We start from the raw sequence: 12,998 nt of genomic DNA, 5'->3' as shown, positions 1-12,998 counted from the left end.
AGGAAACAGTGTGGCGCAAATAGAAAAATACAGCGTACAAAACCACATCCTTGGGGAAGTGGCAGCCTTTCAAAGAAACCATTCTGAAACCTGCTCGCGATTGATTTGAAAGCAACAAGCACCAGGGCACGCGATTTCGTCAACCTCGGTCAAAAGTTTGCGACACAACCTTTGCAGTCATAATGTGATTGGTGTATTTGCAACCTATGGATGACGCTCGTGTTTTCAATGTCACCGACAAAAATGGTATGTTGCTTTGCCCAGTTTGCGGGTTTGCCGGCTACTCAGATGCGCCTGCGTATTTTCAACAAGGCGGAAGGATCGGGGATACAATCTGCGATTGCTGTTTGTGGCAGCCCGGCTTCGACGATTGCCCCAAGGCAAGTGATGCAGCCAAAGAAACCATCATCGACTCCGTCAAGTCTTATCGGGCGGACTGGTTGATTTCAGCCGCGTGGCAAGGACCGAGAGGTACTGAACCTGAGAACTTTGATGGGCGACTACAAGTGGCCACTCTGGCCCGACTTGCGCCTTATCTCTTTTAAGTTTTGCGACATGTATCAAATTGCACATGCGAGGATCAGTTCCTCTCTCTATTCAATTTCAAAAAGAACAGATGAACGACCGCACGCCACGTGATGGAACCTAATGACCCAAAACTGCCATTGTTTTTCCATTTCCGCTGAGCGCGTTTCATTCTACGGCGTGTCAGGCCAATGAATTTACACTCGTTACCCATTGCAGTTCTTTGGATAACCATTGGTTTCTCGCAACCTGCGATAGCAGCATGTTCTGAAGCGCGCGAAGTTTGGGCGGATGTGAAATCCTCAAAATTAGTTGCGGTCCTGCAGGCTTTTCAAGTGGAGTATTCCAATTGCGCGGTCTATGCCGCACTTGCACAGGGCAGGCTGAGTGCGTTGGGCGCGGGTACCACAGAAGAAACGGCCTCCGATGCGGCACGCGTCGATACGGTTGCCTCTGCTGGCGACGTGTCACCGGAACTTGATCAGTGTCTGTCATTGTCTGCAACAGATGGTCAGCACTCTTTGTACTCGGCTGTGCCCTACGATGCCTTCGATGCGGAAATGGCATTGCGCGCCTGCCAGGTCGCTGCTGATCCGGAATTTGATAACGCATCCAGAGACGGGGCAACCGGGCTTGCCCGCGCCAAAACGCGATTAAGAGACTACGAGGCAGCCTTTGACTTGTTGCGTGCGGCATCCGCGGCAGGGAACAAGGCCGCGAGACAGAGCCACGCGATTGCTGTTTATAGCGGATGGGGCGTGACACGGGATCAAGGCAAGGCGCGTGAGATGATGAAGGCATTGGTCGATGAAGGGTTTGCGCCGGCCATGTCGCAATATGGTGAACTCAAGGTTCTTGAGGCAATGGTTGATATGGACCAGCAGCTTTTCGACGAGGCAGCGCGGTATCTGGCTATGGCGTATGACGCGGGCGAGCCTGCCAATCCCTTGTTGCCAACACTCATTACCGATCCGAATAGTGCCCAGTTTCACCCGATCTGGGCCGCGGAACTGATGGAGGAAATGGTCGATCAAGGATCGATCAAAGTGATGCCGGATCTTGCCGTGCTTTATCTGGATGGTCTGGGCGATTTGGCGCCGGATGTTGACAGGGGCCTGTATTATTGGGCCAAAGCCAAGGAAGCGGGTCTATCACTGAAGTATACAGAAGCCGAGTATGACTGCATGGACGCGGCTGCGGCGCCGACCCAGTTTACGGACCGGCCATACAGGTATGTTTCGGATGATGAACTGAATGCGGCAACGGCGCTTGAAACGTGTTACGGGGCGCTCCGGGCTGGCGACGTCTTAGTTCCAGAGATCGGTGCGATTTTTGCGCGCGTCCTCGCCGCCGACGGGCAGACCGAATATGCGAGAGAGGTCGCAGCGGAACATGCGGCCCAGGGCGCTGCTTTGGCCATGTACGTTCTGGGAAGGCTGGATCAGGATGAAGGTAGCTATTCCAGCGCTGCGGATTGGTACCGGCAAAGCGCCGATGCAGGCCTTGGTATCGGAATGGTGGCGCTGGGGGATCTGTATTGGGACGGTCTGGGTGTTCCGCGCAGCATAACAGAAGGGCTGAAGTTGATTGAACGTGCCGCTGAAGAGACACCACATATTGAGGCGCAAATCTGGCTGGGAGAATACTATAGCTACCCCGAAAACGACTTTGCCAGTGATGAAAAAGCACTGCATTTTCTGAGGCTGGCAACCAGCGATGATAACCATCCCCATATAAGTCAAGCGATGACGAGTATGGGTCATTTCTATCTGAACCGAACCAGTTCGGATGGCGCAAATGGCGCGCTGGCCCTCGAATGGTTCAACAGGGCGATTGAGCCTCGGTTCGGCTCGGGTTACGCCGGAACAGATTCAGACGCTTATATGGGGCTCGCACGCATGTATATCGACGGGATTTATGTGGAACGCGACGCCAGGGCGGCTGTATCCATGTTGAAAAAGGCCGCTAGGGCAGGAGAAACCAGCGCATTTATGTCAGCGGGCATGATCCTTGAGGCCGAGGGTAATCTGATAGCTGCGGCGGCATCTTACGAACAGGGCTGTGAGGCAGGTTTGGACCTTGCCTGCATACGGGCAGAACACGCAAAAGATGCTGCATTTTATGAAAAACTCGACACATTTCTGGGGGCGGATTGAGGCATGAAATCACTGAAATATATCACACTCGCCGTGGCTGCAGCCGCAATGCCACTGGCCGCGCAGGCACAAAACACAAACTGCACCGAAGCGCGCCTGATGTGGGCGGATGTCAAGGAAAGCGGCTCTGTTTCGGTCTTGCAGGCCTTTGTCAGTACCTTCCCGGATTGCCCCATCTATAAAGGCCTGGCGGAAGAGAAACTGGCCAATCTGGCCGCGCCTGCAAGCGGAGGGATTTCTGAGTCCGAGACGGACGTTGCACAAGACAAGGAGCCACTGCGAGCAGACGAGGAGATTGCGGACTTCGAAAACACCGGACGCGACTATAACAGCTTTACAGAGGTTGAGGCATCTTGCATGGCCGAGGCGGCAGCGCCCACGCAGCATGTGAGTTTCAGGGGCGTCAATTTTTCTGACATTGATGTCAAAAAGGCGTTTTACACCTGTGCCAAAATCGTGAAGCAGGACGATACACACCCCGAAGCCATGGCTGCGTTTGCGCGCGTCCTTTCAAAGATGAAACGCTACGATCTTGCGTTACAGCAGGCTCGGCTTGCCGCAGAAAGAGGCAGTGCGCTGGCAATGAATATTATCGCGTATTCGTACAATAACGGCAATGGTGTGGATCAAGACTTAGAGAAAGCCATTGAATGGTACCAAAAGGGCCACAATGCAGGGTTTCCAATGGCCACGTACAACCTGGCCAGCTTCTATGCAAAAGGAGAAGGTGTAGATGTCGATACAGACAAGGCCTTGGGACTATATAATCAGGCTGCAAATTTCCATTATCCGCAGGCGCATCGAAAACTCGGGCAGATTTATCGCGAAGGAGAATGGGTCGAGCGCAACATGGAACTTGCGATGGATCGTTTTTCCCTAGCCGCCAGCATGGGCGATGCCGCAGCCGCAGGATTTATGGGTTACATCTTTGAAGAGGGTGAGCACGGTTATCGGCAGGATGACAAAGCGGCGTTTCACGCATATCAAACTTCGGTAGATCTGGGGAACATCGATTGGGTTCAGCACAACCTCGCATCGATGTATTATGATGGACGGGGAACGGATAAGGATTTGGGCGAAGCAGAGCATTATTGGCACCTTGCCGCAGAGCAGGGTCACGCGAAGTCTCAGCGCAAGTACGCGCGGATCCTAGATGACCAAGGGTACCCTCACGTGGCGTTTGAGTGGTATCTGAAGGCGGCCGAACAAGGCGACAATGAGGCGCAAAAGCGTATCGATGAATTGACGAATTCAGACTGATGAGAATTTTGATAACGACCATTTTGGCTGTGTTCTGGGGCAATCCGTTGTGGGCCAACGATGCCTGTGCGCCCTTGGATGGCGCATATACAATTAGCGGCGCGTCTGGGGATCGGGCGGAATGGCTCTATTCAAAACCGCGCTATAACTCGGACGTCATCAGCCATCTGCCGCCCAATGCCACCGGAGTACATCTTGAAGGGCGACGCAACCTGAAACGCTGGTGCCAGGTGAGATGGGGATGTATTTCCGGACTCATGCGATGCGTTTACGTGTCAGGACCTGAATTTGGGGATGTGTCAGAACCTGCTCGACCAAACCGGGTGAAGCTAAAGGCCGCTTCTTTGAGTGTTCACGAATTGCGTGCGGGGGCATCCTGGGACATGCCCGTCATCGCCACGTTGCCCAAGGGTTTGACCGAAGTTTGGGTATATCTGTGCGCCACTGGTGAAAGCGATGAAACCTGGTGTGCGATACACGCCGGAAACGCCACCGGCTGGATGGCATTCCCGGAACCTCCGGTCAATCTGGATCATCGGTGACCGACTGAACCTTCCGAGGATTGATCAGTCCGGTCTTGTCGCTAGCAACGGCCACAACGAGTTCAGACGTAGATTTTCGAAGGTCAGCCACCCGGTGGTATTGGCGGCCACGTTTTCGACTTCTACCCACAACATATCGTCGGAATACTTGCACTGATCCGTCAGTCTCAACTCACCGTCAGATCCATCGCTATTGAGCTTGCGCAGCGGCGACTGAACCGATGCCTCAACATGAACCGCAGACGAGTCATAGATTTCGACCTCACTGAGCAGGTCAAGGATAGTGTCACTGAACCAGGCCTTTACTGAATCAAAAAACCTGGTTTCGACATAATCTAACCACTCTTTTTCAGTGTCCCGGCCACACCCGATTGAAGCGGCCAGAAAACCCAAGGTCAGTTTGCTTTGAGCAGCCGTCTCGGCGGGGCACAGCCCGCCTGGGCCGTTTGGATTCTGGCCCAATTCGGAACATGTTGTCGTGTCCGGCTCGACATCCATCCAGAAGCCACCCGTCCCAAGCGCCGTGATGGAACAACCCCAGTTGTAATATACACTATTGAACCCCCCGCCCATATGGCTGGGAAAAGTTAAACCGGCACTGCCTGCTGAGGACATTGCGTTGTCGCCGATAGTGTAAATAAGCGAGGATTGCATGTTGTCGAAGTCGAAGAAATGTGGATTGAATTCGGTCGTCGGATCTATCGCGTCAATACCGCCCGCACGGAATGCATTGCTGATTTCCGAACGTGGCCCGTTCCAGATCGCTGAATTGCAGAGAAGAGCCACCTGCTCCATTCTCAGGTCACTGGGCTTCGCCAATTCGGTCTCTGGCCCGTTGGACATCGGAACAAGGCCCGCATGCCAGCCGTCGATGTCCCCGGTCAGTTCACCTCTGTTGCCACCAAGGGTTGAGGCCCGCAGTGCACGCGCCAACAGGCGACCCCGTGGCGAATTAGGCGGCTGAACCTCAAGTTGCCGGGCAAGCCATTCATGAAATTGTGCTCGCTGCTTGCGGTTTCCGGCTGGCATGGTCAGGTCCAGAATTCCGCCAGTTTCGATCTGGCTACCACCAGCTGCGATAAACAGGGCTGCACAGGCACCAGCGCACCGCGCCCCGTCCAGGACAACCAGATTGTCAAACAGCCAACTACCTTCGCCCGAGTTCAAAGAGTTCAGGTCAGCCGCGATTTTCATCGCTTCATCCCAATCTCCGCCTTCAAAATTCAATGCCACCTTCAATCCTAGTTGCAACTTTTTACTCAGTTGGTCAGCATCACCGGGGCGAACGTCACCGGACAATTCAACAATCGGCGGGCACACGTCATCGTCGCAGGACGAGGTCCATTCCAGTTCCGGCGAACCTGGAAATATCGGCCGAAGATCACCTACATGTTTTGAAAGATCAGGCCTTTCGATAACCTCGGCACTGAGACTGGCTGCTGACAAGAACAGCAGGCCTGCAGTAAAGAACAAACTTGTTTTCAATGGTGTAACTTTCTCAGACAGTTTGGGATTGCATAAGCGTATGCGAGCAGAAACCAGATGGCACCTGTCTGTTTTAGCTCGCCCGTTCCGTCGCAGGAATGCCTCAGTGGCATCCCCGCCGCGCCCTCACCAGAGGTGTCTTACGGCTGGGGGTTGTTCTTGCCTTAAACCTTAAAACACTTGCCCCAGGCTTTACCCATGTATTTTTGGTAAGAAATGCACTCTTCCAATGTATCGAATGTTGCCTGCTGCTGTGAGCAACGATCTGGAATGCATGTGCGCCAGCCCGCATGTGCTGCTGAAGCCGACGCAATCAACGCTACCGAAACCAGTGCTGCCGTTTTTTTGAATTTCATTCTTTTTTGCTCCTTTTCACAATTGCACCCCTCGAAGCGCGCGCGTTTAAGCGGATTTTACAACCATTGCGCGTCGATCAGACGTGGGAATATAAAGGCAAGAATGAGCTTGACGCGCATGTGCCGTTTGACACATGCGCTTTAGAAAAAACGGGGCATTTCACCTCGATCAACGCTGTACTGGTTGATTGGCTGACAAAAGCCGGTCCGTGTTTTACGGGTTTTCGGTTTTTCCGCTGGCGGACCGACGGTCAAAGCTAGGCGGATGAGCTGACTTTGCGATTTGGTGTCGGTTTTCTGCGAAACGGGCGCAAGTTGATTGCACGTGCTTCCTTCACCAACAATTCGCTGGAGCGCAATGTTACGGACGGTCGTGCCGTTTACAAGCATCTCGCAGACTTCGGCTTCGCTATCCTGCCATTGGAGTTGGGCCAACACACCTCGGCACTGGAACGATTGTGCCATAGGCGTGGGCGTTTTTAACGCCGCAGATTGACCGCTTTATTGGCGTCTAAAAAAACAACGTGACGATCACCTTAGTATCGGTCTCAATCAGAATTTTGCTGCCTCAGTTGGTTCAACAGGCGCTGTGAAACGTCGTCGCCTTCATCGGCCGCCAATTGCAACAGCACTTTCCCGGCTTCAACCTCCCCGATTTCCAACATCAGGTAACCAAGTTTACGTTGGGATTTCACGTATCCCTGGTCAGCTGACAAGCCCCACAGATACGCCGCCCGCGCAAGGTCCGGCTCGGTCCCGTTGCCGTGGAAATACATAGATGCCGCGTTGTGCTGCGCCCAGGCATTGCCAAGGTCTGATGCCAATTCGTAAAGTACCAACGCCCGTTCCAGATCAACCGGGGTGCCATACTCTCCGGTCTCTCTTATGTAGCCCAGTCGGGCCAGCGAAAGCGCGTCTCGCGATGCAGCGGCATCCCGAAAATAGGCAATGGCCTTGTTCATATCGCGCGGCACCAATTCACCCTCTCGGTAGAATTGCCCCATCTTACGTTGAGCAGTGGGATAACCCTCGTCAGCCGATTTTCGGTAGTAATCCAACGCCCTGGACATGTCCTTGGCCACGCCTTCGCCGTTTTCGTACATGGATCCAACATTGTGTGTCGCCATCCCGAACCCAAGGTCAGAGGCTTTCTTGTACCAGGCAAATGCGGCCTCCTGGTCTTCGGCCACTGACCTTCCCGCACCATAGAGCCAGCCCATGCTGTTCATGGCCAGACTGCTGCCACCTTCTGCGGCCTGTTCCGCAATGACCCTTGCCCGGTTATACTGCTGGTCTTTTGAAAGCGCGCGGGCATATGCGGCCAGCGCTTCGGGGTGGATGTCGGCGCGCGGGTCGTGCGGCAGCGTCTCGCAGGCTGCCAGAGCAAAGTCCACGTCGATATCCTTGAAATTCACGCCCCGGAAAGCAGGCATCTGACCATGAGCGGCGGCGGCCTTGATGCAGTGGACCTCCCGGCCATAAAGCTCGCGGTTGATGGACCCAACGGGCAAGTTCGCCAGTTCCTCAAGCGAGTCCCGCGACAGAAGCGGCCCATTCAGAAAGGCCTGAATTTCTTCGTCCACATCGTCGGCTTCCTCAGCTCCGGCCGTTTCGGCACCTGTGTCAGGTGCAGGCTCGGGGCATTGCTCCAGCTCAGCGTCAAGCAAAGCTGTAAAAGAGGCGTCGGCCAGCTGATCCTGAAGCTGCCACACACGGTCGCAATCAACCTCGCCTGATTTGACCGCAACGATCTCATCAAAATGAACGCAGTGTTCAGGCGCCGCCGCAAGCGCGCCCAACAAGGCTAGATGGTCCGCAGGGTCCAGTCCGCCCACGTTATTTCCAGTCAGAAAGTCCCGACATTGGTTTGCATGCGCACTGGTTGCGAGCAGCACCGAGATGGCTCCTGCAGCAAAAAATTTCATCGCGTCAGCACTCCTGCTTTGAATAGTGTGACCCCCTACGGGTCCGGTTGTGGTTTGATTTGGCGTTTCAGGGCTAATTCGACCATAATAGATCTGTCATTGCGACATCAGAATCCTATCCCAATACCAGTAACGTACTTTCCCGGGCACGCGATCAATCTCATTTCCATAGCTGTCAAAAAGAACCAGTACATTTTCTTCTTTGCGGAACAAATACCCGTCGATCCATCCATCAAATCGGTCGATAGGTGTCCAGAAATCATCCTTCCGGTAGAACATTTTTGGTTCTTCCTCATCCCAATTGTATCCAAGAATAGAGCCATCCCGCCCGAGTCTGATAGAATTCACACGAGTTTCATCGTTGGACCTTTGTTTAATAATTCTTGATTGACCATCCTTTATGTACTCAATTTCGTGAGATCTTATAGAGGATCCTAGAACTTCTACGACATAGTTTTGTTTTCCCAGAAAACTAATCCATGGCCGGACTGGGTCGAACTCCAAGCCAGATCCCTTGCGTATGATCAGCGAAGAAGTATTGAGATCATAATCGGTCAGAGTGATAGTTTCTTGTGTTTTGCTCCCAATCAACAGATGGGGTATCCCATCAACCCAGACGTTGCGTACAAAATCGGGTTGGTCGACTTTCACCGGCAAGGGAAACGTGAAGTCAAGAGCAGGTTCGATTGGGATGATTGCCGAGGTGAAACTATGGGCGCGAGCACCTTTGTCATCGTACTCATGGCTTCCTTTTACATGGTGCACTAAGAGAAAAAGCCTATTGTCCGTTGGATCCCCAGAAAGTAACGTTCCGAATTCATGATGCCCGTCTGGGAGCAATAATTTCCGCTCAGCTTTTTTAGCGCCGTTCTGGTCAAAAACCTCCAATTGAAAAGACCAATCTTTGTCACCTGGTCCGCCGAAAAATTTGTAACGGATCAAGGCGCAAACAAATAAGTCGTTTATGTAAAACAGCCGCGAATACCCGGTGCTATTTTCGTTGATTTTTTCCCTAATGTAGCTTTGATATCGAGGAATTTCTTGAGTGCCCGCCAACTCTGTGGATTTCCAATCCCCGCACATAAAATTCGGGATGGTAATAGGCGCTTGCTGATCGGCTGAGAGGAAATGGATGAACTCATAGGGCGATTCAGGGACTAGACTGACCTTTCGCGCGTTCAGGCGGTCCAACATCTTTTGTTCCGCCAGAGCAATCAGGTCCAACTCGGCCGTCGCTTGTTCGGCAAGGTCCTCGTTCAGCACGTCTAGCAATTGGCTGCTTTCGGGGGCGTCCAAACCGTCCAGAAAGATGCTCACCCCGGCATTTACCTGCTCGGTGGCGGCCTTTTCCTGGTCGGTGCCCGCGGCTGTAGCGCTGCTGTGATACTCCTGCATCTGCTTGATCAGCGCTATTTGCTCCCGAACCGCCTCGGGCCCGGGCAATTGAGCATTCTCCGCAATCCGCTTCGGCAGGACATCCGGGTAATCTGGGATATTCGCCTGCCCCCAGGCGGCAAGACGCTGGGCTGTCGAGGTGATGGTTTCGGCTTTGCGTGCTTGTTCAGAGAAGTGCTTTTTCAGCACGACAAGGTCAAAGTCCACGCGGACAACATGGAGCTTTCCGACCGAGAACCCCTGCGCGTAGATTTCTTTTGCCTCGTCCTCCGTCAGGTGCCGATACAGGGTTTCGTCCTGAAATTCGGCAGACTGGTTCGACATGCGGAAAAACAGGCGGTCCCAGTTTCGCGCACCCGGCGTGTTGTAGCTGGGCTCGCCGGGTTCTTCGGACAGGGACCCGGTGTTGAACCGCATATAAACCGTTCCCCCGGAAATGGCGGGACTGTCGATCCGTGCAGCAAGCTCGATATTGTAGGGCCGCGCTTTGCCTTCAGGGTCGATCTCGGCAATGTCGCGGACTTCGACAAAGTCCGATTGCCCGTATGGTCTGACACACGCACTTCCCCAAGGTTGTAGCCCCCAGGCCAGATGGGATGTGATGACCGGTTCCTGAAGCAGCAACGAAAGCTCAAGTTCGACCTTGTATTTGATGCCCAGACCTTCTCTCGGCTCGGTCGATCCAAAGAGAGGTGTGCAAGACCCTTCCACCGAGCCTGTCAGCTCAAAGGAATAGCTCGTTTGCGTTTCTGCAAGAACCATGTTTGCGGAAGAAACACATGCAAGAGCACAGAATTTCACCAGTGTTTTCAATCGCTCGATCAAAGCCGACACCTTTTTCTTTTTGCCTGTCTTGAGGGGGGGCCTGAATGAAGCAGTCCCACCTCCAGATCGCGCGACCTGAACAGAGCAAACCGCATCCACAATCACCAGAATGCATATATTCAATGGAAAGGCATCCGTCTTTCATGTGCAATTTGGCACATACTGTGGAAATTTCTTGCCTGATACAAAGCCTTATGCTGTCCTTGCGGTCCAAACTTACGGAAAGACCCAAGAAGTACAGGCAGAGATGAACATAGTAGACCATGACCTCATCAGTCATATTTACCGATCGGTAACGGACAGTTCCCCATTCTCTCATCCGCTTGAAAAATTTGCCGCGCGCTACGGGGCAGCGGCGGCACAAGTGCTGCTGAATGACCACGCAGAGCCTGTCCTGAGTGGCGTATATCTTAGCCCATACCACCTGGACCCGGTGCGTGCGGCTAAAACGCAGGAGTTCATTGAAAAATTCGCTCCTGCAGAGCAGATGATCATTCAGAGTGGGCTGGCAACCCGGAAACGATTCCAGTTTGTTACGGATGAGGAGGGTTACGGAGTGCCGTCCTCAGAGATTCCGGCGAACGTCTGGAGCAGCGAACACCTTGGGGTTGAACGACGGTGCGTAGCCCGCTTATCCGAAACGCCAGTATTCTCTGACGTAATGGCATTGAACTTTCCGACCGGGCATCCGGGTTTCAATCTTGGATGGTCCCAGGATTTGACCATCTATTTGCAACATTTCGCAGCGGCTTTGGAAATGCTGCGACCGTTCAGGTTGCTACAGGTTCGATTCAATGCTGTTGCATCTGTTCTGGACAGAATGAAGGTCGGCATCGGCATTTTGACTGCTGCCGGCGAGCTGATTCACAAAAACAACCGGCTGGACGGCATCCTTCAGCAAGGCGATGGGCTGTCCCTCAGCCGGGCCGGGATATTGCGTACCTCTGCCATTGCCCAAGATGCGCAAGCGGACTTCCATTCAGGGCTCCGCGAAATCACCTCGGGCCGGTTTGATAGTGGAGGTGATATCCGGTTCACCGTCGATCGCCCGTCCAAGAAGTTGCCTTACGTGGCCAACCTCTGTGCGCTCGCGCCGCTCTTGACCGGCGCGCCCGAAGCGGAAGGCTTTGCAGCTCTGATCGTCAAGGACCCTGCTTCAGAGGACCACTTGTCGGTTACATCACTGCGAGAAATTTGCGGTCTGACGGCCAGCGAAGCTGAAGTGTGTGAACTGCTTGTAAATGGCGCATCTGTAAGCGAAGTCGCCGAGCAACGCAATGTCAGCGAGGGCAGCACACGCAATCAGCTTGCTTCGGTCATGAACAAGACCGGCACCAACTCCCAAAGCCAGCTTGTCCGCCTGGCGATGAGTGCTGATCTACCCGTCGAATATCCACCAGATTGACCCAGAGGAAGCGCCATACTTGGTTTTGGTTCAACCGTGTTGCACAAACCGCGTCTGCTCAGCGACAACGGGTCCAGCTAAATTTCTAGCGAACTGGCCGATTGGCTGGAAGATCAGAAAATGGATCATATCCGAGGCGCGCCATATCATCCGCAAACCCAAGGTAAGATCGAGCGCTGGCATCAGACCCTCAAGAACCGCATCTTGTTGGAAAACTACTTTCTGCCTGGCGATCTCACGCAACAGATTGACGCCTTCGTCGAGTATTACAATCACCGGCGCCACCACAAAAGCCTGCGGAATCTTACGCCCGCTGACGTCCACTTCGGACGAGGCCAGACCATTCTGAAACAACGAGAAAGGATCAAACGAAAGACCATCGAAACCCGGCGCTTGCTTCACAGCAAATCCGCCGCATAATCAATCCAACCAGATGAGCCACACTCTTTCTTAGATCAGAGCGCCATCTGTCCCAAAATCACTGACGACGGACAATTCTGACCCAATGTCGGCTGTGCGGACTTAGTTGCCATTCACTGTTCGAGGTGCGATTGATCAACATCCTGAATACGCAAAGATATCTGCGTGGATAAGATGACCTTGATGCCTTCCGAGCAAAACCTTTTCATTGTTGACCTTCATTACATCGCATCATTTGAAGAAATTGAACCTGAGCTTGACGCTCATGTAGAATTTCTCGAAGAAAATTATGCTTCTGGTCACTTCATTGCATCTGGTCCAAAGGTGCCTCGCACCGGTGGTGTGATCATCGCCACAGTCAAAACTCGCGAAGTTCTCGAACAAATTCTGGCCGCTGACCCGTTCCACGCAAAACAACTGGCGCGATACACCATCACAGAATTTCGGCCATCAATGACGGTTTCTCAACTCTCGTGCTAACGTAGGTATAGCCCTTAGCGGACAATTGACGACCTCCAACAAGCACACAGTTGTTCAGCCGTGCGGAGCGTCCGGTATGTGCGGACAAAGTTGCCGTTGCCTTCCGAAAAACGAATGACCACTTTTCACCTCACCATTTTTATCGGGAAGGGCCCTCGCGAGCTAGGCAATGGCCCGCCTCGCAATAGGCTTGTCGCTGTCGGCTGCCCGTACCCAATGGTTGA

General features: G+C 53.4%; 10 protein-coding genes and 1 pseudogene. 7 read left to right on the top strand and 4 right to left on the bottom strand.

All coding sequences use genetic code 11. From position 1 onward, the window contains the following. Window positions 1–206 precede the first annotated feature (206 nt). The 4 genes from ACR0KW_RS20370 to ACR0KW_RS20355 all read left to right on the top strand — a co-directional run bounded on the left by ACR0KW_RS20370 (window position 207) and on the right by ACR0KW_RS20355 (window position 4,483). Window positions 207–545, top strand: a complete 339-nt coding sequence (locus tag ACR0KW_RS20370) for a hypothetical protein (RefSeq protein ID WP_480806631.1) — start codon at window positions 207–209, stop codon at window positions 543–545. 315 nt (window positions 546–860) lie between these two features. Next, on the top strand, window positions 861–2,681 hold the full coding sequence (locus tag ACR0KW_RS20365; RefSeq protein WP_480806630.1) for a tetratricopeptide repeat protein: 1,821 nt from the start codon (window positions 861–863) through the stop codon (window positions 2,679–2,681). A 3-nt stretch (window positions 2,682–2,684) separates the two neighbouring features. Further along, window positions 2,685–3,941, top strand: a complete 1,257-nt coding sequence (locus ACR0KW_RS20360) for a tetratricopeptide repeat protein (protein WP_480806629.1) — start codon at window positions 2,685–2,687, stop codon at window positions 3,939–3,941. Next, complete coding sequence (locus ACR0KW_RS20355; RefSeq protein WP_480806628.1) at window positions 3,941–4,483, top strand: SH3 domain-containing protein; 543 nt, start codon at window positions 3,941–3,943, stop codon at window positions 4,481–4,483. The genes ACR0KW_RS20360 and ACR0KW_RS20355 overlap by 1 nt, the downstream gene beginning before the upstream one ends. A gap of 24 nt (window positions 4,484–4,507) precedes the next feature. On the opposite strand, the gene ACR0KW_RS20350 is transcribed toward ACR0KW_RS20355, so the two are convergent. From ACR0KW_RS20350 to ACR0KW_RS20335, 4 genes are all read right to left on the bottom strand, one after another. Continuing rightward, window positions 4,508–5,512 (bottom strand): hypothetical protein, encoded by a 1,005-nt coding sequence (locus tag ACR0KW_RS20350; RefSeq protein ID WP_480806627.1) that lies wholly within the window; start codon window positions 5,510–5,512, stop codon window positions 4,508–4,510. Between the two features lie 620 nt (window positions 5,513–6,132). Continuing rightward, the gene (locus tag ACR0KW_RS20345) at window positions 6,133–6,324 is read right to left on the bottom strand and encodes a hypothetical protein (protein ID WP_480806626.1); all 192 of its coding nucleotides are present in this window, start codon (window positions 6,322–6,324) and stop codon (window positions 6,133–6,135) included. 548 nt (window positions 6,325–6,872) lie between these two features. Beyond that, complete coding sequence (locus ACR0KW_RS20340; protein ID WP_480806625.1) at window positions 6,873–8,249, bottom strand: tetratricopeptide repeat protein; 1,377 nt, start codon at window positions 8,247–8,249, stop codon at window positions 6,873–6,875. Between the two features lie 96 nt (window positions 8,250–8,345). Continuing rightward, window positions 8,346–10,469, bottom strand: coding sequence for a hypothetical protein (locus ACR0KW_RS20335; protein WP_480806624.1), 2,124 nt, complete (start codon window positions 10,467–10,469; stop codon window positions 8,346–8,348). A 175-nt stretch (window positions 10,470–10,644) separates the two neighbouring features. Between ACR0KW_RS20335 and ACR0KW_RS20330 the strand changes: the two genes are divergently transcribed. The 3 genes and pseudogenes from ACR0KW_RS20330 (at window position 10,645) to ACR0KW_RS20320 (ending at window position 12,774) form a co-directional block, all read left to right on the top strand. Beyond that, entirely contained in the window at window positions 10,645–11,874 is a 1,230-nt protein-coding gene (locus tag ACR0KW_RS20330) for a helix-turn-helix transcriptional regulator (protein WP_480806623.1), read from the top strand. Between the two features lie 33 nt (window positions 11,875–11,907). Beyond that, a pseudogene (locus tag ACR0KW_RS20325) lies at window positions 11,908–12,294 on the top strand (integrase core domain-containing protein); the annotation flags it as partial. A 174-nt stretch (window positions 12,295–12,468) separates the two neighbouring features. Then, window positions 12,469–12,774, top strand: a complete 306-nt coding sequence (locus ACR0KW_RS20320; protein ID WP_480806634.1) for a YciI family protein — start codon at window positions 12,469–12,471, stop codon at window positions 12,772–12,774. The last annotated feature ends 224 nt before the right edge of the window (window positions 12,775–12,998 follow it).

The organism is Ruegeria sp. CG11, from assembly GCF_056537245.1.
Note: the sequence above shows the minus strand (reverse complement) of the source record. Positions and strands in the feature narration are given on the sequence as shown.